20 protein-coding genes, 1 tRNA gene, 1 rRNA gene and 1 riboswitch are annotated in these 19,802 nt (G+C 48.5%); of the genes, 8 read left to right on the top strand and 14 right to left on the bottom strand.

Annotated elements, in window-relative coordinates; all coding sequences use genetic code 11:
• Positions 1 to 196 precede the first annotated feature (196 nt).
• Positions 197 to 340: riboswitch (cyclic di-AMP (ydaO/yuaA leader) on the top strand.
• Positions 341 to 345: 5 nt separating this feature from the next.
• The 3 genes from HYD27_RS28135 to HYD27_RS28125 all read left to right on the top strand — a co-directional run bounded on the left by HYD27_RS28135 (position 346) and on the right by HYD27_RS28125 (position 2,031).
• A complete protein-coding gene (locus HYD27_RS28135; RefSeq protein ID WP_375373954.1) occupies positions 346 to 837 on the top strand; it encodes a C40 family peptidase in 492 nt (163 codons plus the stop codon).
• A 256-nt stretch (positions 838 to 1,093) separates the two neighbouring features.
• Positions 1,094 to 1,579 (top strand): GNAT family N-acetyltransferase, encoded by a 486-nt coding sequence (locus HYD27_RS28130; RefSeq protein WP_219220876.1) that lies wholly within the window; start codon positions 1,094 to 1,096, stop codon positions 1,577 to 1,579.
• Between the two features lie 95 nt (positions 1,580 to 1,674).
• Entirely contained in the window at positions 1,675 to 2,031 is a 357-nt protein-coding gene (locus HYD27_RS28125; RefSeq protein ID WP_219220913.1) for a c-type cytochrome, read from the top strand.
• Between the two features lie 128 nt (positions 2,032 to 2,159).
• On the opposite strand, the gene HYD27_RS28120 is transcribed toward HYD27_RS28125, so the two are convergent.
• Entirely contained in the window at positions 2,160 to 2,447 is a 288-nt protein-coding gene (locus tag HYD27_RS28120) for a 4a-hydroxytetrahydrobiopterin dehydratase (RefSeq protein ID WP_219220874.1), read from the bottom strand.
• Positions 2,448 to 2,680: 233 nt separating this feature from the next.
• Positions 2,681 to 2,974, bottom strand: coding sequence for a hypothetical protein (locus HYD27_RS28115; protein ID WP_219220912.1), 294 nt, complete (start codon positions 2,972 to 2,974; stop codon positions 2,681 to 2,683).
• A gap of 202 nt (positions 2,975 to 3,176) precedes the next feature.
• Between HYD27_RS28115 and motA the strand changes: the two genes are divergently transcribed.
• Entirely contained in the window at positions 3,177 to 3,977 is an 801-nt protein-coding gene (gene motA / locus HYD27_RS28110; protein WP_219220873.1) for a flagellar motor stator protein MotA, read from the top strand.
• Complete coding sequence (locus HYD27_RS28105) at positions 3,961 to 4,776, top strand: flagellar motor protein MotB (RefSeq protein WP_219220871.1); 816 nt, start codon at positions 3,961 to 3,963, stop codon at positions 4,774 to 4,776. Before motA ends, HYD27_RS28105 begins: the two co-directional genes overlap by 17 nt.
• Before the next feature lie 90 nt (positions 4,777 to 4,866).
• Here HYD27_RS28105 and rluF read toward each other — a convergent pair whose 3' ends face one another.
• Together rluF and HYD27_RS28095 are read right to left on the bottom strand one after the other, a co-directional pair.
• A complete protein-coding gene (gene rluF / locus HYD27_RS28100) occupies positions 4,867 to 5,568 on the bottom strand; it encodes a 23S rRNA pseudouridine(2604) synthase RluF (protein ID WP_219220869.1) in 702 nt (233 codons plus the stop codon).
• On the bottom strand, positions 5,555 to 7,885 hold the full coding sequence (locus HYD27_RS28095) for an ATP-binding protein (RefSeq protein ID WP_219220867.1): 2,331 nt from the start codon (positions 7,883 to 7,885) through the stop codon (positions 5,555 to 5,557). The genes rluF and HYD27_RS28095 overlap by 14 nt, the downstream gene beginning before the upstream one ends.
• A gap of 309 nt (positions 7,886 to 8,194) precedes the next feature.
• Between HYD27_RS28095 and tadA the strand changes: the two genes are divergently transcribed.
• Both tadA and HYD27_RS28085 read left to right on the top strand, forming a co-directional pair.
• Entirely contained in the window at positions 8,195 to 8,695 is a 501-nt protein-coding gene (tadA, locus tag HYD27_RS28090) for a tRNA adenosine(34) deaminase TadA (RefSeq protein WP_375373953.1), read from the top strand.
• 11 nt (positions 8,696 to 8,706) lie between these two features.
• Positions 8,707 to 9,273, top strand: a complete 567-nt coding sequence (locus HYD27_RS28085) for a GNAT family N-acetyltransferase (RefSeq protein ID WP_219220863.1) — start codon at positions 8,707 to 8,709, stop codon at positions 9,271 to 9,273.
• A gap of 129 nt (positions 9,274 to 9,402) precedes the next feature.
• Here HYD27_RS28085 and HYD27_RS28080 read toward each other — a convergent pair whose 3' ends face one another.
• The 3 genes from HYD27_RS28080 to HYD27_RS28070 all read right to left on the bottom strand — a co-directional run bounded on the left by HYD27_RS28080 (position 9,403) and on the right by HYD27_RS28070 (position 11,112).
• Positions 9,403 to 10,500 carry a hypothetical protein gene (locus tag HYD27_RS28080; RefSeq protein ID WP_219220861.1) on the bottom strand — a complete coding sequence of 366 codons (1,098 nt, stop codon included), beginning with the start codon at positions 10,498 to 10,500 and terminating at the stop codon, positions 9,403 to 9,405.
• A gap of 104 nt (positions 10,501 to 10,604) precedes the next feature.
• On the bottom strand, positions 10,605 to 10,757 hold the full coding sequence (locus HYD27_RS28075) for a small acid-soluble spore protein P (RefSeq protein ID WP_219220860.1): 153 nt from the start codon (positions 10,755 to 10,757) through the stop codon (positions 10,605 to 10,607).
• 13 nt (positions 10,758 to 10,770) lie between these two features.
• The gene (locus tag HYD27_RS28070) at positions 10,771 to 11,112 is read right to left on the bottom strand and encodes a hypothetical protein (protein WP_219220858.1); all 342 of its coding nucleotides are present in this window, start codon (positions 11,110 to 11,112) and stop codon (positions 10,771 to 10,773) included.
• Between the two features lie 194 nt (positions 11,113 to 11,306).
• Here HYD27_RS28070 and HYD27_RS28065 point away from each other — a divergent pair, with 194 nt between their 5' ends.
• Positions 11,307 to 11,831: a putative immunity protein gene (locus HYD27_RS28065; protein ID WP_219220857.1), complete on the top strand. Its 525-nt coding sequence runs from the start codon at positions 11,307 to 11,309 to the stop codon at positions 11,829 to 11,831.
• Between the two features lie 313 nt (positions 11,832 to 12,144).
• Here the strand turns inward: HYD27_RS28065 and HYD27_RS28060 are convergent.
• From HYD27_RS28060 to rrf, 7 genes are all read right to left on the bottom strand, one after another.
• Positions 12,145 to 12,233: transfer RNA gene (locus HYD27_RS28060), tRNA-Ser, on the bottom strand.
• 65 nt (positions 12,234 to 12,298) lie between these two features.
• Positions 12,299 to 13,588 carry a serine--tRNA ligase gene (gene serS, locus HYD27_RS28055; RefSeq protein WP_219220856.1) on the bottom strand — a complete coding sequence of 430 codons (1,290 nt, stop codon included), beginning with the start codon at positions 13,586 to 13,588 and terminating at the stop codon, positions 12,299 to 12,301.
• 86 nt (positions 13,589 to 13,674) lie between these two features.
• Positions 13,675 to 14,259, bottom strand: coding sequence for a pyridoxal 5'-phosphate synthase glutaminase subunit PdxT (gene pdxT / locus HYD27_RS28050; RefSeq protein WP_219220855.1), 585 nt, complete (start codon positions 14,257 to 14,259; stop codon positions 13,675 to 13,677).
• 19 nt (positions 14,260 to 14,278) lie between these two features.
• Entirely contained in the window at positions 14,279 to 15,160 is an 882-nt protein-coding gene (gene pdxS / locus HYD27_RS28045; RefSeq protein ID WP_219220853.1) for a pyridoxal 5'-phosphate synthase lyase subunit PdxS, read from the bottom strand.
• A gap of 112 nt (positions 15,161 to 15,272) precedes the next feature.
• Positions 15,273 to 16,661 (bottom strand): D-alanyl-D-alanine carboxypeptidase family protein, encoded by a 1,389-nt coding sequence (locus HYD27_RS28040; RefSeq protein ID WP_219220911.1) that lies wholly within the window; start codon positions 16,659 to 16,661, stop codon positions 15,273 to 15,275.
• A gap of 135 nt (positions 16,662 to 16,796) precedes the next feature.
• A complete protein-coding gene (gene guaB / locus HYD27_RS28035) occupies positions 16,797 to 18,254 on the bottom strand; it encodes an IMP dehydrogenase (protein ID WP_219220852.1) in 1,458 nt (485 codons plus the stop codon).
• A gap of 1,459 nt (positions 18,255 to 19,713) precedes the next feature.
• Positions 19,714 to 19,802 (bottom strand): 5S ribosomal RNA (gene rrf, locus HYD27_RS28030); the annotation flags it as partial.

Below are 19,802 nucleotides of genomic sequence, written 5' to 3'. Positions count from 1 at the left end.
CACGTGAAGATAAGGCTTAAATAACGTATTCCACTCTCAAAAACGCAAAAAAAATGCATTAATATGTTTTAAATGATTGCCAAGCGCTTCCGTCTTTGTTACAATTATCGCAGTGAGTTGATAGTAACATTTTTGTAATTATTCAAACCTTATTTACAAAGGTTTTGTCATGTATTGATCCGTAAGCTAATCCTAATCAACAGTCGTGCCGAGTTTCCTAACAATTAGGGAAACGGGGGAACCGATTTTTGGGTGAATTGACCTCCTGTTCACAGAGGGGTCATAGGGGACCTTCAACCGAACCCTTAAGCTAACCTCGTAGGCATTTGGAAGGGGTATTTACTTTTGAAGAAGAAGCTGGCAGCAGCACTACTGAGCTTTTCCATCATCCTTACCATTGGAGCAGGAAGCGCTTCCGCAGACTCCAAAATGGATCAAGTTATCGACAAGACCATCGGAACCAAATACGTAGCCGGCGGAACATCGACTAATGGGTTTGACTGCTCCGGATTTACAAGATACGTTTTTGATAAGATCGGCATCAACCTTCCTCACCAATCAGGCTCCCAATACCAAATGGGAACCGCTGTATCACGCGATAACATCAGACCGGGCGATCTTGTATTCTTCAACACAAGCGGTAAGGGCGTATCCCATGTCGGCATTTATGTCGGTGAAGGCAAATTCGCACATGCTTCAACCAGCCGCGGTGTAACCATTAGCTCGCTGAGTGAGAGCTACTACGTCAACCGCTACGTTGGCGCCAAACGAATTATGAGCACAGATGCTTATCAGACTTTAGCTTCCGATTCCCAAGACAATGACGATGTTCAATAGGATGTAATCAGCTAAACAGGCTCTTCTCCAAGATTTTTTCCGAAATCTTGAGGGGGGCTTTTTTTTGTCTACACCAAATATTTACCCTTCTCATTATTTGTAAAACACAAAATCCCCTAATTTCCGCCATTTTAAAAAAAATTATTAGCATTTGTCGAGGACTCAGCTTCCCCCTGAAATTTTATGCGTCGAAAAGAGGCTATTCTGTATATAATTATATATAACGTTTCGTTCTTAAAGGGAGGTTCGTGGCCTGATGATTAGTTCTCCGGTAACTTTTTACGTTGTTCCTATGGAAATTAAACACGGTGCAGAGATTTGCGAATGGGTGTATAAGCCTCCATATAATATCTACGGCTGGATGTCCTGGGAACAGATGCAGGCTTTGGGCGTGGAATTCGGTGATCCGCAGTTGCGCAGCGAACAGTATGTCTCCGTAGTGAACGGGCAAGGCAGCCTCTGCGGCTTTGCCCAGCTGTTTCCCATGGAAGGCGTTGTCCGGCTGGGCATTGGCATGCGGCCTGATCTGTGCGGGCACGGCTTGGGCCATCTGTTCATGAATGCTATCGTTAAGGCAGCCAGAGCACGTTATCCGGAACGTGAGATCGACCTGGAGGTGCTGACCTGGAACCAGCGGGCTATTCGTGTTTATCAAAAGAGCGGATTTACCATTACAGATACCTATGAACGCCGGACTCCAACTGGCGACAAACCTTTCTATTGCATGGTTTATAACAAATAGCATAAATCGTTCAATTATTTGACACAAACGCTATGATAACGCTTTACCTTCTTGTATAATGTAGGAAGCAGCTTACATGGAGGGGACGGATGCAGATGCAGAAATGGATCATGAGCGGGTTATTTTTTGCCGCCTGTGCCTTTGCGGTAGTCTTAATGTTTACTTTGCCTGGCAAAGCTGAAGTCGCTGAGGAGAATAAGCCAACCATGCCGGCAGTGGCGCTGGAAGCGGCAAGTGCGGAGGCCACAGTGAAGGCTAATTGCATCACCTGCCATGGCGATCAGCTTCAAGGCGGTGTAGGTCCCAGCCTGCAACAGGAGGGCGGAGAGCATGATGCTGAAGAAATCTTCACCATTGTTACCAAGGGCCGCGGGCAAATGCCATCCTTCAGGGATAAGCTGGCCCCGGAGGAAATCGCCAATGTAGCCATGTGGCTTGCCGAGAAGAAATAGCTTTACTTCATATTCGTAGAATATCCAACACAAAATGCCCGAGCAAGGATGATGTTGATCCTGTTCTGGGCATTTTTTATATAAGGGGTATGAGTTCTCATTCTCATCGTCCAATCCGGGTCAGAAGTCTAACGGTTTTTCTCAAAGGCCTCGTTAAATTCATGCGCCTGCCGGATATCAAGCGCGGTAAGGCCATCCCCCCCAATTGCGGACAGGCGCAGGATTACGGTTTTATAATCAATCGTAATATGCGGATGATGCTCAAATGCTTCCGATATGGCGGCAACCTCATCCACAAAGGCAATGCCCTTCATATATCCATTGAACATGTATTTGCGCACCATAGTGTCCTGCTCCAGCTTCCATCCTTCCAGCTTTCCCACCTGCTCCCGCAGCTCTTCTTCCGTAAATTGCAATGTTCTTCCTCCCTTACTAAATTAGCAGCAAAGTCCTTACAGTTCTTTTCCAATAAGATCAGGCCTTAAACAAAACATCCCTCAGCTTATAAAAGTCCAAGGGATGCGCCAGGATGAAGGCTTTTTTTCGGTTTAATGTATTCACAGATCCCGGCAAATATTACTCGGCTCCATCAATTTTACCACGTGGCAAAGGCTGCGGGCAAACCGGCCACTTGACGGCAGCCTGTTTCTCAGATGAGAAGAACCGAATCCAGATCCTCTTCGCCCAGCAAAATATTAATCCGGTGTGTCTCCTTATCATAGATCACCACGCCGCTGCCGACCTCAATAACCGGCTCATTGCCCAGAGCGTAGAACAAATCCTCCGCCAGTGCTTCCCAGACCTCCAGCTTGGATTCCTGCGGCAGCTCCCGCCACTCCTCAGGCTCCATTTCAAAAAATAAATACCCGTCGGAAATTCTGCCTACCGCTACCGCCAGCTCGCTCAGAATTTCACTGTAATCTCTGCCATGCTTCACACCCAAGTCAATCACTCCGTTTTCTCCACAGATGAATAATAACTTACCTTATCCATTATAGCCGAAAAAATGACTTCACAAAAAAGGGAGGACTGTCGATAAATAAGAATATACGTTATTGGTCAGGCAGAGTGTCCCACCGCTGTTCATGGATGATACACGCGGTATAGTCGGATCACTTCTTAATTCTCATGGACGAGGTGCATAAATGGAGATTTCAACAATACTCGGTTTAGTTTTTGGTCTAATTGCAGTACTTTGGGGAATGACGCTTAAACACGCTCCACTCTCAAGCTTGGAGAACCCGGCTGCTTATGTCATCATCTTTCTGGGTACGATAGCTTCGATTTTTGTAGCTTTTCCAATGTCCGATGTCAAGAAAGTTCCTAAGCTGTTCAAAATACTGTTTATAAAGAAAAAAATGATCAGCAAGGCTGAACTGATTACAATTTTTATGGAGTGGGCTTCCATTACCCGGCGCGAAGGACTGCTGGCCCTCGAATCGAAGGTTGACGAAATTCAAGATGATTTTCTCCGCAACGGTATGCGGATGATTATTGATGGTAATGATCAGGAATTTGTCCGCGATGTATTAATGGAAGATATTCACGCTACTGAGGATCGTCATAAAGCAGGAGCACTGATCTTCTCGCAAGCAGGAATGTACGCACCAACGCTCGGGGTACTTGGAGCGGTTATTGGTCTGATTGCCGCATTGGCGGATATGAGTGATATGGATGTTCTGGCCCACGCAATAGCAGGCGCCTTTATTGCTACCTTGCTCGGGATTTTTACCGGTTATGTGATGTGGCACCCTATGGCCAACAAGCTCAAGCGTATTTCCAAACGCGAAATTGAAGTCAGGCTGATGATGGTGGAAGGGCTGCTGTCCATTCAGTCAGGGGTATCTACAATCGCCATCAACCAGAAACTGTCTGTCTTCCTCACCCCACTGGAACGATCGAAGCTTAGTGACAAGGAGGGTGCTTCCAGTGAGCAAAAAGACTAGACATGAGGAGCATGAAGAACATGCCGATGAATCCTGGTTACTGCCCTATTCCGACTTAATGACTCTTCTTGTTGCCCTGTTCCTTGTTATGTATGCTATGAGCGCTACCGATGCCAAGAAATTTGAAGAGATGAGCCAAGCTTTCAGTTCAGCTCTGAGTGGCGGGGGCGGGGTTCTGGAATATAAGTCCGATGCTCCGACAAGCAAACAGCTTGACCAAGGCAAGGCAGATAAGATGGATAATGTAGTAGCTCCGAATACCGGCAAATCAGAAATTGCCAGGCTGAAGCAACAAGAGCAAGAGGATCTGGAGAATCTGAAGCAGCAATTCGACCAGTATATCCAGAATAACGGGATGACTGATTTGCTCAGTACCAAGCTGAATCAGTCCCAACTGATGATCACTATCAGCGACAACGCCTTGTTCGCTTCCGGACAAGCTGTCGTGAAGGATGATTCCCGCCAGCTTGCGAAGTCCATCTCCACAATGCTGCAGCAATTCCCTGATTATGAAGTGCTGGTACAGGGACATACGGACAATATTCCGATCTCCAACAGCAGCTATTCCTCCAACTGGGATCTCAGTGTAGACCGGGCGCTTCAATTCATGAAGATCCTGCTGCTGAATCCTTATCTGAACCCGGTTAAGTTCAGTCCCATCGGATATGGGGAATATCATCCGATCGCTGACAACTCCACGGCCGCCGGACGGGCCCAGAACCGCCGAGTGGAGATTTCAATCCTTCGGAAGTATCAGGATAGCCCGCAGACTATGGATGCCACAGCGACTGGAAATTGAAAGTATCATACACAACAAGAGCTGTACCGAAGCGTCTTAATAAGTCCTTTGGGTACAGCTCTTTATTTCGTTCTTCAAAGTGCCCGCCTGCTACTGCAGCTGATAGTTCAGCATGGCGCCCAGCTCCTGCTTCTCCCGGGCAGAGAGCTCACGCCATTCTCCGGTCTGCAGGTTGCCCAGACGGATGTTCATCACACGGATGCGCTGCAGCCGCCGGACCTCATAACCAAAGGCAGAGCACATGCGGCGGATTTGCCGGTTTTTGCCTTCGGTAAGAATAATACGGAAGACCCGCTCACTGATTCGCGTCACTTCGCAGGGAAGCGTCAGGCTGCCCAGTATCCTGACCCCGCCCGACATCCCCATAATGAAGGACGGTGTAACCGGCCGGTCCACAGTAACGATATATTCCTTCTCATGCTTGCCTTCAGCCCGTAAAATCTTGTTGACGATATCCCCATCATTGGTCAGCAGGATTAATCCTTCGGAATCTTTATCAAGCCGGCCAATGGGGAAAATCCGCTCATGATGTCCGACGAAATCGACAATATTCCCCTGAATATGTGACTCTGTAGTGGATGTAATGCCCACCGGCTTATTCAGCGCAATGTAGACTACCTTACTGCCCGTTTCAAGGAGGCTGCCATCTATCCGCACCTCATCCCCCGGCTCGGCCTGACTGCCGAGCACAGCACGTTCTCCGTTGATGGTAACTCTGCCGCCCTCCACCAGCTTGTCAGCTTCACGGCGTGAGCAGAATCCTGTCTCACTGATGAATTTATTGATTCTCACTTCTGTCTTCACTCCGTTCTCCGTTCATGGCCTGCCCGGGAGCATGCTCTCCGGCTGCAGGCAGCTTAATCATAACCTCGGCCCCGCACCCGTATTCACTGTGTATTTCCAAGCTCCCTTTATGGGATTGGATTATCCGCTGGCTGACCATCAGCCCCAGGCCCGTTCCCGTCTCCTTGTTGGTAAAGAAAGGCTCGCCAAGCTTAGGCAGCATTTCCTCAGGAACGCCCTCACCCTCATCGGAGATGACAATTTCAACAGTACTGCCGACAATCTGCTGCTCCAGCATAATCGTACCGCCTTCAGGCATAGCCTCAATCGCATTCTTGACAATGTTGATGAACACCTGTTTTAACTGATTTTCTTCGCAATGCACCGTTGCCGGCTGCTCGGAGAACCGGGTTGCAAATTCTATTCCGAACAAGTGCGCCTGGCTGTCCAAGAGAGAGATCACGTCGCCCAGAATATGCCGGACATCTCTGAGTTGAAAGTGCACGGCCTGCGGCTTGGCCAAAATCAAAAATTCACTCACAATCATATTGATCCGCTCCAGTTCCGAGAGCATCAGCTCAATGTGGAGCGGAACCAGAAGCTTCTTCTCTTGCTGAAGCTGCAGAAAGCCCCTAAGTGTGGTGAGCGGATTGCGGATTTCATGGGCAACCCCAGCTGCGAGCTGACCCACCGTAGTCAGCTTCTCCGAGCGCCTCAGCAGCTCCTCAATCCGGTTGCGCTCCGTCATATCACGCGAGACATGGACGAAAGACTGCGGATTTCCTTCCTCATCGCGGATGACCGAGCTGCTGACACTGACTTCAACGAGCGAACCGTCGCGTTTTAGTCTTATGGTCTCCAGCGGAGCCAGGACTGCTCCATCCTTAAGCTCTCTCAGCCTGATTTCTTCCTGCTTCTGTGCTGTGGCCGGCACCAGATAAGGCGTCTTGTCCAATTCATCGGACGCACTCCAGCCGTACAGCTCTTCAAAAGCACGGTTCGTGCTGATAATCCGGCCATCCATGTCCATAGTATGAATCGCATCCGAGGTGCCGTTGATTACCGACTCCAGCCGCTCTTTGACGGCCCGGTTCTCTTCCAGCGTTTGTCCAAGCCGGTTGGTATGCTGCAGCAGATGCGAGGTCATGGCATTAATACGGTGCGCCAGTTGTCCCAGCTCATCACGGCTTTCCACATTTAACGGAGGCTCGAACTTGCCTCTGGCCACATCGTTTACCTTTTTCAGGATATCCTGAATCGGCCGGGTAACAGCACCCGCAAGGATATAGCTCCCCATGAAAAAGACTACAAGCAGCACCACCGATGTGGTTACATTGTTCAGCAGCTGCTGTTTGATAACCGAGGAAATAACCGAATAATCCATAACAATACTGATCACATAATCTTCTACCCCCGGCTGCTTGATCGGAATGAAGGTTTTCAGCACTCTTTTGCCAAGGGCCTGTGTGTCCAGCGTAATAGGTGCCTCACTGCTCAAAGCACCCATAATGGCCGTCTTGTCCTCTTCGACATTGCCATAAATGTAAGTGCCGTACTTAATGGCGCGGTTGCGCAGCTTCTGATTGGCAGGATCACTGCCATCTGTCAGCATGGTCGGTGCTCCAAAGGTTTTGGGATTAATACCTGTGATCTCCAGAATTCCGGAATTGACCTCCATGGACTGGCGGACAATCTCATCGGGATTCATAATTTTTACATAATCACTTACGGCCGTGCTGCGAATGTAAGGATCTATAATGTAATTGCTCGATTGGTCATAGTAGTATCCCCACTTCTCGATGTACTCCGGATTAGAGGTTGAATATTCAAAGGGTCCTGACCAGAAATGCTCAAAGCTCTGCCCTTGCTCAACCGAAACCTCCTGGCCTGCAAACAGTTCAAGAAATGCCACATACCAATACCCCATACTCTTGGTAGACAGACCTAGCTCACCAGGATCTGAAGATTTGGCAACGACCACATCATCCTCAGTCTTGACCAGAAGTGAAATATTAGATACCCCCAGCTTATTTGCAAGCGCAACCAGCTGTTCGTTCTTCACATTTTGAATATCGGGATCAAGTTCCTTGGAGGCCAGGATAGCGGTCAGCCTAAGGTTCTGGGCGATTTGGTGCTGCACATAATTAGAGCTATAGCCGCTCTGTTCGACGGAGACGGCAATCTGCCTGGCGGTCATCTTCATATTATTTATACTTTCATTGCGCAGATTGCTTCGAGCCGCATGAAGATTAATGGTAAGATTAAGCGCCAGTATCAAGAGCACCGAACCGAAGATGATTGCCGATAACTTTATTTTTATGGACAAGCTGTTTTTCCACCTCTTATCCGTTGGTAAATCCTAGCGGAGTGTTCAAATATTATCATACCTTTTGCCCTCACATTTGAAAAGACATTTCACTCTGCGGCCTCCTTCGGGAAATATTGAATTTTATAGACAGTTTCTCTACAATAGATAAGAAACCATCCACAGGTTATGCACATATAAACATTTTATCAAATTACGATGTGTACAATATTGTGTATAAGTCGGGCTTTATCCACAGAGTTGTCCACAATTTGTTAAGAACGAATATCTGTTCGTTGCACAAGGGCAAGTAGAGAAAGGAAGATGGGGTTGGATAATATAAATAATGAACTGTCGTCTGAGGAAGTTGCAGTTCATGAATATTGGATGAAAGAAGCAATAGCAGAGGCCCGCAAGGCAGAAGCACTGGGTGAGGTTCCGATCGGGGCGGTGGTGGTGCGCCATGGAGAAATCATCGGCCGCGGCTATAATCTGCGGGAGACAACCCTGGATTCCACCGCCCATGCAGAGATGGTTGCCATTCGCGGGGCCAGTACCCTGCTTGGCTCCTGGCGTCTTCTGGACTGCCAGTTGTACGTCACTCTGGAGCCTTGCCCCATGTGTGCCGGAGCCATGATCCAATCCAGATTGCCGCTTGCTGTATATGGCACCCCCGATCCCAAAGCCGGCTGCGCAGGCACCTTGATGAATCTCTTGGAGGAGCCGCAGTTTAATCACCGCACCGGGGTCATACAAGGCATATTGCAGCAGGAATGTGCTGAGCTGTTAACCACCTTTTTCCGAAGGCTGCGGAACAAAACTTCAAGGTAAGGAGAGCTTCCATGACTCAAAAATTCTATAACTCCACTCAAGGCATCTATATTTCTCTGCTCCAGCCTATGGATGCCGATGACCTGCTCCGGCTGCGTCTGCGAAATAAGGAGCACCACCAGCCTTTTGAGCCTCTGCGCGATAAAGATTACTTCACACTGGAGAGCCAGCAGCAGCTCATTAGACAACGGCTGGAGGACTCCGGGCAGGACCGTGGATATATGTTCGGTATCTTTTTACTGGACGGCCAGCTGATTGGTCAGATCACGATCTCCAATATAGTACGTGGAGTCGGACAGTTTGCTGATATCGGCTACTTCATTGATTACGCGGTGCAGGGAAAAGGATATACAAGCGCTGCCGTTGCCCTCGTCCTTAAGTTCGCCTTCCGCTCCCTTGCCTTGCATAGAGTACAGGCTGCCATCCTCCTCCACAATCATGGTTCCCGCAGGGTCCTTGAGAAGAACGGCTTCCAGGCAGAGGGGATCGCCCGCCGCTTCATTCAAATCAATGGACAATGGCAGGATCACCGCACTTATGCTATTCTCGTGGATGATGCCCGGCAGGTGGAAGGATAATAGGTGTCCCCGGTGCAAGTGCAACTCCTGTTTTTAATTACTGCGATATCGCAAAAATCCCGCATGAGCGCCGGGATTGCGCATACATGCGGGATTTTCTAATTTACTTTTCCACCTTTACTGGTCCGTTTAGTAAGTGATGCCCGTACTTCCGAATTCCTGCTGCAGCTCATCCAGGGTAATAACGTCCTCACCCTGAGGAATACCGATTATGAAGGTTTGCTCTTCATTAATTTTACTGTATTGATTGCTGGCAGTTACGGATAAGCTGACGTTCTCGCCATTGTCTGGATCATTGACTTTAATATCCATCAGCAGATCCTGATACACTGGATAATCATCTTTGTTAATAGCGGTATTCAAATAGAATTGATTGATAGTCAGATAAGTTCCCAAATCAGCCAGGCCTTTGTCGAACTCTGCACGGCTGTCACTGGACTGCAGCTCCTCTTTGGCTTTGGCCAGATCTGCAGCGTCAATGTTCAGCATTTCTTTATATTCTTGCTTGCCCAGGATATCAATAATCTTAGGCAGGGCGTTGTTCACCAGAATAGTGAGTGCCTCTTTGACATTATCATCGGTTACCTTGAATTGCACAACCTGCTCTGCTTCAACACCTTCCGGCAAGGCGGCATCCTTAGGCTTAATGTCCTCGAAATATGTTTCTTCATCATACTCGCCCATCAATGTGCTGAGCACCTCATTGAAAAGCTTCTGCATCTTCTGGGTATCCACAGCAGCCGGGTTCCATTCGGTTCCTTCCTGCTCGGCCAATTCCTTCAGATCAAGCTCTATGAACTTGCCAACCACCGTCTCCGGAAGCGGCAGGAACGGAATCGACGGCACTTTGACATACACCTTCTCCGCCGTTATAACCATTGGAATGGTGAAGGACATCGTCATATCGCCCTTCAGATTAAGCACCAGCGTCAATTCGGTCTGCATTGGTTCTGCCTGATAGACGCCGTCGATAGTGACGTCAGCATTCTTCAGCATACTGAGCACCTGTGCGGCTGTTGCATCCGATTCCCCGCTTGCCGGCGCGTCAATCGTCAGATTATTAATTACCAGCTTGCTCTTCATCTCATATGAATTCAGCGCCGTTGCTTTGACCGCGGCTGATTTCAACGCCTCTTTCGGTGCTTGCTCTTTGTTCGCGCAGCCAGGCAGAATTACTGCAGCAGTTAGCAGCAAGGCAGCAGCGGACAACCCCCATTTTTTATTCATTATAAATCTCCTCTCCCATGTGAAGAATTTTTTTTCCCTCCCTAATGATAAACCATTTGGCAAATATGAGAAACATTTCGTACAATTATATAACCCCGGACAGATCAGCCTTGAGGGTTGTGATGATCCACATGATTAGCCTGCTTTACCTTTTTGGAGCCGGACAATGGCTCTGGATTCGAATGCTTATGATCCTTGCGCCGCTCCTGGTTCTTATCCTCTGCACCGGGCACAGGCATGCTCTTGGGTTTGCTCAATTTGGTCAGCCTCCTATGGATTGGTCAATTCTTGCAGGGCCTGGGCGCATTCGTGGATTTGTCTGGTGTACTGCTGCGCCAATAGCTGAACAGCATCAGCGCGTTCATCGGTATGGCGTCCAGCCTCTTCAGCGTCAATCAAACTTACCGCAACTTCACGGCTATCGACATAAGTGCAACGGAAATCAAGCGAATAAGCCTGCCGTCCGGCCGCATTAAAATGAATCAGCAGACTGTTCGGGTCCGCCGCATCACCCTGTACGCTAAAGCTGTCTCCGTCCTCCATCAGTGCAGGCAAGCGCTCCTGCCAGGCAGAAACCAAGCTTTGCTGGTCCAGCTGTAATTGTCGGTTCATTGTTATTATCAGCCTCCTTCCCTATTACATTGCGGAATAAAGGGCTTTTTTATACTTGCTGCCAACGGCTCCAGGAATGATTATAATTCGATATACGGCTTCACGGCTTAAAGGATTTCTGCCCCGTAAGTGACTTGGGTAAGCAAATCCCCCAAATTAAAGCTGGTTCGATTAAACTGAAAGGAGCTGGTATTGTGAATATAGAGGATTATGCATGGAATAAACATGAGCAGAAAATAAAAGAACAGACAGAATTTACACACAGTAAACCTAAGATAAAGATTTTGGATAACCATGTATTAAGGAATAAAATCGAAGAAGAACTTGAAAAATTGCCGCAGAAATTACTTGCTCAATGGGCTTTAAAGGTGGCAGCTCCATACTTAGAGTGTCTCGATAACCATTTAAAAGATGACCCGCGTATAAATTTAGGAATAGAAACTTTAGAAAACCGACTGAAAGGAAAAATAAGAGCTTATGATTTACGAAAGGTTGGATTTACTGTAAATGAATTAGCTAAAGAGTCGAAAACTGATGTTAGTAAGTATTCAGCACGTTCATTTGCCCAGGCAGTTGCAACCGGACACATGAGAGGACATGCTATGGTTAGTAGTGACTGTGCAATAAAGGCTGTAAATACCTTAACAAATAATTCCATAGAAGCTTCAACAAAGGAAAGAAAAAGACAATTAAAGCTAATAGATGCTTTATTGAAATGAGACGGATTTCAAGTGAATCCAAATCAACATTAATTAATATCGCTATATGTTAAAATAACCCCAAAAAGCCATCCATGCCGCTGACGCGGCACCACAGATGATGGAAATGGGGGTGGATTTTGTTGCGTTTAATTTCTTGCTGCCTTTAAGCGGTTATCCTCATCCGTAAAGTTATTTCCAGGTAGTGAGGCCTTGGCTTCGATGATTACTCAGGTACTTTGCGGGGACCCCAAAACATATAAATTCTTATCTTTTTAAAAAGCCGCCTTCCGGGGAAGGCGGCTTCTATCTTCATTACTTAATTTTTAAGTTATGGCGGAGAGGATGGGATTCGAACCCATGTGAGCTTGCACTCTAACGGTTTTCAAGACCGCCCCGTTATGACCGCTTCGGTACCTCTCCAATGCATCAAAATTTCACATGCATTAGAAATTATACCACACAATCCAAGCATTATGCAACTGCGATTATTGGGCAGCTTTAGGGCCAATCACTTTTACATTCCGCATGTAGGGCTGCAGCGCTGTTGGAATTAACACCGTTCCGTCCTCCTGCTGATAGTTCTCCAGAATAGCGGCTACAGTCCGGCCAACTGCAAGTGCCGAGCCATTCAGCGTATGAACGAATTCCGGCTTGGCCTTAGGTTCCTTGCGAAAGCGGATATTGGCCCGCCGAGCCTGAAAGTCCTCCGTATTGGAGCATGAGGAGATTTCGCGGTACATGCCGCTCTCCGGCAGCCATACCTCCAAATCGTACGTCTTGGCGGAGGTGAAGCCCATATCCCCTGTACAGAGGCCCAGTACGCGGTATGGCAGCTCCAGAAGCTGAAGCACGCGCTCGGCGTCCGCAGTCATCTTTTCCAGTTCCTCATACGAGGTCTCCGGTGTGGTGAGCTTCACCAGCTCCACCTTGTTGAACTGATGCTGGCGGATCAAGCCGCGGGTATCACGGCCGGCCGAGCCCGCTTCAGAACGGAAGCAGGAGCTGTAAGCTACATGATATTTCGGCAGGTCCGCAGCCGTCAGAATCTCTTCACGGTAATAATTGGTGACCGGAACCTCGGCTGTAGGAATCAAATAATATTCGGTATCCCGCAGCTTGAAGAGATCTTCCTCGAACTTCGGCAGCTGGCCGGTGCCATACAGGCTGTCTTTGTTGACGATATACGGCGGCAGCATTTCCTCATAGTTATGTTCTCCGCTGTGAAGATCCATCATGAAGTTGATCAGCGCGCGCTCAAGCCGCGCTCCTAGTCCCTTGTAAAAGGCAAACCGTGAGCCTGTTACCTTGGCCGCAGCTTCAAAATCAATAATATCCAGCTGCTGGGCCAGCTCCCAGTGTGATTTCGGCGTAAAACCAAATTCACGCGGCTGTGACCAGCGGCGAACTTCAACATTATCTTCCTCGGATTTGCCGACCGGCACCGATTCATGCGGAATATTCGGAATACTCATGGTCAATTCTTCGATTCTGGATTCAAGCACCCTTACTTCATCATCCAGCTCTTTAATACGGTCGGCTACGGTGCGCATCTCAGCAATCAATTCATCTGCCGGTTCACCGTTCTTCTTCTTCTTCGCCACTTCACCGGATACGTTATTGCGGCGGTTCTTCAGCCCTTCTGTCTCCTGCAGCAGCTCGCGGCGGCGCAAATCCAGCTGTGGAAATTCCGCAATCAACTCAAGCGACTTACCGCGTTTGTCCAGCGCCTCTTCTACTCTGGCGTAATCACTGCGCAATATCTTTACATCTAGCACAAAGTTTCCCTCCTGAAAACAGCCCAAACTCTTTCAAAATGCTGTTCACAGCTTTGAAAGAGTCGGAATGTTTTTTATATGCAGTTCTATTGATTGGCTGCTACACTGTGTTCTACCATATCGGCAAAGTATTGATGCAGCCGGTAATCATCTGTCAACTCCGGATGAAAAGAGGACACAAGCAGATTGCCCTGGCGTGCAGTCACAATCTCATCATTATAGACCGTGAGCACATCAACCCCGGGGCCGACCTCGTTAATAAGCGGAGCGCGGATAAATACAGCACGTACCGGCTCATTGATCCCTTTAACCTCCAGATCACATTCAAAGCTTTCCCGTTGGCGGCCAAAAGCATTCCGGGCAACTGTAATATCCATCAGCTCCAAATGACCGGGTTCTCCGCCGGCAATACGCTTCGCCAGCACGATCATACCTGCACATGTCCCAAAAATAGGCTTGCCCTGGCCGGCAAAATCACGGATGGCTTCAATGAAGCCGTACTTGCGCATAAGCTTGCCAATCGTGGTGCTCTCTCCGCCGGGGATGATCAATCCCTCGATCTCTTCCAGCTGCTCGACACGCTTAATTGGCAGACCTTGCGCTCCAGTCTTCTCTATGCTGACAATATGCTCTGTTACAGCGCCTTGAAGCGCCAGCACTCCTATCTTCATCGGGACTACCTTCTCTCTGTTAACGGCCGCGTTCCGACATGCGTTCTGCCGGTGACAGTGTGGCAATATCAATGCCCTTCATCGGGGTGCCGAGGTTCTTGGATACTTCTGCGATCAGCTTGTAGTCCGTAAAATGAGTTGTAGCTTCAACGATCGCACGGGCAAACTTCTCAGGATTATCCGATTTGAAGATTCCGGAGCCAACGAATACGCCATCGGCACCCAAATGCATCATCAGAGCCGCATCAGCCGGAGTCGCAACACCGCCTGCAGCAAAGTTAACGACCGGCAATTTGCCCAGTTCATGAACTTCCAGCAACAGCTCGTATGGAACACCCAGAGTCTTGGCTTCATTGTACAGCTCGTCCAGCGAAAGATTGGTCACCTTGCGGATCTGGCTGTTGATATAACGCATATGGCGTACGGCTTCAACAATGTTCCCGGTTCCTGGCTCGCCTTTGGTACGAATCATGGATGCACCTTCATTAATGCGGCGCAGCGCTTCCCCCAGATCTTTCGCTCCACATACAAAAGGAACTGTGAATTCGCGCTTGTTAATATGGAACACTTCATCAGCCGGAGTCAACACTTCACTCTCGTCCAAATAGTCAACACCCAGCGACTCAAGGACCTTGGCTTCCACATAATGTCCGATACGCGCTTTGGCCATCACCGGAATGCTTACTACCTTGATAACCTCTTCTACAATAGTAGGATCAGCCATACGTGCTACCCCGCCTGCTGCGCGGATATCAGAAGGCACGCGTTCCAGAGCCATAACGGCTACCGCACCCGCAGCCTCGGCAATTTTTGCCTGCTCGGCATTCATGACGTCCATAATGACGCCGCCTTTTTGCATTTCTGCCATGCCTCTTTTAACTCGCGATGTTCCTGTTTCCATGTTCAAGCCTCCCGAATGATCTTACTTAATCTAACATATAATTTTACCGCAAGGCGGCTATATACACAACCTATTTACTCGGAATTTCTCCTGTTTTCGACATTTTCAGCCGCTAGAACAAGTTTTTAATTCCTTTAAACAGATCGCCAAAAAATTCTCCTATTGCCCTCATCAGCAGCTTGAACCAGCCGGCCTTCTCCGCTTCCTCAGCGGTAATCAGGTTGACGGTCTTCTCCTGAATTTGAGTAATGCCTTCCACCTGATAGGAATAAGTCACTTTCCCCACCTTGCTGGCTCCGGCAATCGGGGCAACCAAGGTGGCCGGATCGTTGGTGACAACAGTAGTTTTGATCTCTGGAGATACCGTTCCTTTAGGAACTATGAAGGTGACACCGGCATCTGTAACCACAGAAACGTCTTTGTTCTTGCCTTTCAATACAGGAACAGTTTCATTGCCGGCAATGACTGCCTTGGGGGCAACAACCTGCTTAATCTCAAAATTATTGAAGCCAAAGTCAAGCACCTTCTTCGTTTCCGTAAAACGGTGGGCTTCGGAGTTTGCTCCCATAACGACACTGATCAGACGCATACCATCCCGAACAGCGGTACCGGTGAAGCAGTTACCCGCATTGGTTGTATGTCCTGTCTTCAGGCCATCAAGCCCCGGGTAGGCATAAGCCTTGAAGTTGGTAACATCTTTGTTCGCTTCCAGCATCCAGTTATAATTAATCATCGGTTCCTTATCCCGCTCACGGAATTTGTAGGACTGAATCGTGGTGAACTCTGTGAAATCAGGATGCTCCGTCACTATAAATTTAGCGAGAAGTGCGGCATCCATTGCCGACATTACGGTTTCGCGATCCGTATCAGGTCGAAACTTTGCTGGCATGTCAGCCCGATCAAGCCCCGTGGAGTTAATGAAATAGGCCGTCTTCATGCCCATCTCCTGCGCTGTTTCGTTCATCAGAGCTACAAACTCCTGCTCCGATCCTGATACTTCTTCTGCCAAAGCTACAGTAGCATCATTCGCGGAACCTACAGCCATGGCTATGTACAGCTCTTTAACTGTATGTTCATCGCCTTGAGCGAGGAAAATACGTGATCCGATTTGCTTGGAGGCATTCTCCTGCACAATCACTTTTTTATCCCAGGAGAGCTCGCCTTTCTTCACGGCATCTGCTACGAGATACTCCGTCATCATCTTGGTCATGCTTGCCGGAGGAAGCGGCACATCCGCGTTCAATGACAGCAGCACCTCACCCGTTGTTGGCTCCATCAGCAGCGCTGATTTCAGGTTCAGCCCCAGGGAATCCACTGAGGGGATCTTAACTGCAGTTGCTTGGGTGGTGGTTGCATCTGTAGCCGCCGTGCCTGATTCTGTAGCCGCCGGTGTCTTGACCGCATCAGCCAGCACTGAACTTACTGGAGAAACTAGCATATTTAAAAGTAGACCTACTGTCGCTGTCTTAATCACAAATTGCTTACTGCTGAATTTACGCATGTACTTCAATGATTACTACTCTCCTTTTGCCCTCATATCCATTGCTTGTTCTATTCTAACACAGGGGTACCTGCAAAAAAAGACAGACAGGACGAATTTAGTCCTGCCTGCCCTTAAAATGTCGGTTATACGAAACTATAGGGAATAGTTGGGAGCTTCCTTGGTGATCTGCACGTCATGCGGATGGCTCTCACGCAGACCGGCTCCGGTAATCCGGATAAAGGAGGTGTCATTGCGCAGCTCCGTCAGCGTCTTGGTTCCACAATACCCCATACCTGAACGAAGTCCGCCAATCAGCTGATGAACCGTATCCGAGAGCGAACCTTTGAACGCAACACGGCCTTCAATACCTTCAGGAACCAGCTTCTTGTCATCGTCCTGGAAGTAACGGTCTTTACTGCCTTGCTTCATGGCACTCATACTGCCCATGCCGCGGTAGACCTTGAATTTACGCCCTTGATAAATTTCCGATTCTCCAGGGCTTTCTTCCGTACCTGCGAACAGACTGCCCATCATAACAGCGGAAGCTCCCGCGGCGATAGCCTTGGTAATCTCTCCAGAGTATTTAATCCCTCCGTCAGCAATGATAGGAATGCCGTATTCTCGCGCTACTGTCGCACAATCATAGATTGCTGTAATTTGGGGTACACCGATACCGGCAATTACACGTGTGGTACAGATTGAGCCCGGTCCAATGCCTACCTTGATCACCGAGGCTCCAGCTTCAATCAGTTCACGGGTTGCTTCCCCGGTGGCAACATTGCCGGCAACGATCGTAAGGTCAGGATACAGCTCGCGCAACTTACGGACAGCGTCAATAATATTGATATGATGACCATGTGCGGAATCTACCGTAATGAGATCGACACCCGCTTTTACCAAAGCTTCTGTACGTTCAAGAGTATCTTTGGAGATTCCGATTGCCGCACCAACCAACAGCCGGCCTTGGGCATCCTTCGCACCATTCGGGAACTGAATGGCCTTCTCGATGTCTTTTATTGTAATCAGACCTTTAAGAATGTTGTTCTCATCCACTAGAGGCAGCTTCTCAATCTTATGGCGCTGAAGAATAACCTCAGCCTCCTGAAGAGTAGTGCCCACAGCCGCGGTGACCAGGTTCTCATGCGTCATCACTTCTTTGATCTGAATATTGAAATCATGAATAAACCGCAAATCCCTATTTGTCAAAATCCCAACCAGCTTATTGCCTTCATCTACGATAGGCACACCGGAGATACGGTATTTGCCCATCAGAACTTCGGCATCGGATACCCAGTGCTCTGGTGTAAGGGAAAAAGGATTCGTAATAACGCCACTTTCGGAGCGTTTCACGCGGTCCACCTCTTCCGCCTGCTGCTCCACGGACATGTTCTTATGAATAACGCCGATGCCGCCCTCCCGGGCAATCGCAATCGCCATAGCCGCTTCTGTGACCGTATCCATACCCGCACTCATCAAAGGAATGTTCAGCTTAACATTTTTGCTTAACACTGTGCCCAGATCCACTTCTTTCGGCAGCACCTCGGATTTACGCGGCACCAGCAGCACATCGTCAAAAGTTAATCCCTCTTTGCCAAACTTATCTTCCCACACCTGGGTCATTCCTCCTCGAATGTCTTTATTCTAAACGCCTGCAAACTTATGAATGAAGAAACTAGGGTTCAAGTCCATACCCGACAGACATTGATAAGGACCTGGAAGCTATATGTTTACGTATCTTCAATTAAGGTTTGAGATGCTTGTCCAAAAATATATTATTGCCATCTTAGCAAAGGGTTTTTGGCCTGTCAAGAATATTACATCATGGGAGAAGCTATTCGGAAAACGGTCGCCGGGTAAGCGAATTCTTGGACAAAAGTCCGTTTGGGGTGGACACTTTTTCATAGCTATCTGCACTTTATCGTCATCCATATTAAGATCTATGGATCATAGAATGTGAATATTTACTTTTAATTCCTTCAATTCCACCAAAACAAGAACAAAACGGCTATGCCGCCCTTGACCGGGCAGCGCAGCTGTTTGCATTTCAGGTGGAAGGCTGGCTGCGGTTCCTGGCTCTCCGGTTCCCCTGGCCGGCTGAAGCTCTTCCTCCCCGATCTCTCCAGACCTTCCTGCTCAGACCCGGCGGCTACGCCCAATTGGAAAAAGGAAACTTAATCCCCACTTTCCCTTTTTCGCTTGCGTTAGCGGGAAAAAGAATCCCTAACCGATCCGTTTCTCTCCCTTGCAGAGGAATACGCCTACATTAAGATGTACTTGAACCATTCATCCAAAGGGCAGCCATTTGAGTGGTAAAAAGGATAACTAAAGTAGCGCATTCGGATCCTGGATCATCCCTAGTGGGAAAAAGTACAACTAATTCGGCTGAAACCAGCCGTATTGAGGGAGTTGGCCTCCATGAAGTGTACAAAATCCCACTAAAGCCCGTTAAAGCCAAAATTCCAGCCCATTAGTGTTACTTTTTCCACTTCGCTTCCGTTCCCTATGAACCTCCTTGCGTTTCATCAGCGTGTTCAGGTCCGCCGGTTCCATTCCTATACATTCAATTACCTTTTTGGCTCAACACCAAAATCAGCGGTTGACGATGTGAATGAAGTCCGCTGCGGGTTCAGAGGGTTCTTCCGGCCGCTGTTAAAGCCCGTTTTCCTGATTGAAATAAGATTGCAGATTGAATTTAGATCGAATCAGCTTTTTCCCACGATTCCTTTAAGACTTTTCCGTCCGTGTAAGTGTACTAATTCTTGCGAATTCCACTTTACTCCATTCCACTTCACGTCCCTGCCCCGGTAGCGGCCTCGGTTAGACCCGCTCTATTCCCGCTTCCTCCCGCAAAACATAGAACTCCCAGACTCAGCACGGCTCAGCAGACACAGCACAATTCAGCAAACCCTGCAGACCTAGCACGGCTCAGCAAACTCAGCACCATTCAGCACGATTAAGACGCATTATAATTCCCCCCTAACTTCATACCTACCTTATCCACAATTGACGAGAAGCATACTTTCCTAAACGACAAAAAGCCATTGCCGACTGCTCGACAATGGCTCGGTGTGCTTGGCGGCGTCCTACTCTCCCGGGACCCTTCGGTCCAAGTACCATCGGCGCTGGAGGGCTTAACGGTCGTGTTCGGGATGGGTACGC

Source organism: Paenibacillus sp. S150, assembly GCF_019352175.1.
Taxonomy (GTDB): domain Bacteria; phylum Bacillota; class Bacilli; order Paenibacillales; family Paenibacillaceae; genus Paenibacillus_AQ.
The sequence above is the reverse complement of the archived record's forward strand: the minus strand, read 5'-3'. Positions and strand labels throughout refer to the sequence as shown.

What these genes read in the sequence shown, in the direction of transcription:
- HYD27_RS28070 (WP_219220858.1), bottom strand. Translation starts at nt 11,112, where the DNA reads ATGAACCGACAATTACAGCTGGACCAGCAAAGCTTGGTTTCTGCCTGG.
- HYD27_RS28085 (WP_219220863.1), top strand. Translation starts at nt 8,707, where the DNA reads ATGACTCAAAAATTCTATAACTCCACTCAAGGCATCTATATTTCTCTG.
- pdxS (WP_219220853.1), bottom strand. Translation starts at nt 15,160, where the DNA reads ATGGAAACAGGAACATCGCGAGTTAAAAGAGGCATGGCAGAAATGCAA.
- motA (WP_219220873.1), top strand. Translation starts at nt 3,177, where the DNA reads ATGGAGATTTCAACAATACTCGGTTTAGTTTTTGGTCTAATTGCAGTA.
- HYD27_RS28130 (WP_219220876.1), top strand. Translation starts at nt 1,094, where the DNA reads ATGATTAGTTCTCCGGTAACTTTTTACGTTGTTCCTATGGAAATTAAA.
- HYD27_RS28125 (WP_219220913.1), top strand. Translation starts at nt 1,675, where the DNA reads ATGCAGAAATGGATCATGAGCGGGTTATTTTTTGCCGCCTGTGCCTTT.
- pdxT (WP_219220855.1), bottom strand. Translation starts at nt 14,259, where the DNA reads ATGAAGATAGGAGTGCTGGCGCTTCAAGGCGCTGTAACAGAGCATATT.
- HYD27_RS28080 (WP_219220861.1), bottom strand. Translation starts at nt 10,500, where the DNA reads ATGAATAAAAAATGGGGGTTGTCCGCTGCTGCCTTGCTGCTAACTGCT.
- HYD27_RS28040 (WP_219220911.1), bottom strand. Translation starts at nt 16,661, where the DNA reads ATGCGTAAATTCAGCAGTAAGCAATTTGTGATTAAGACAGCGACAGTA.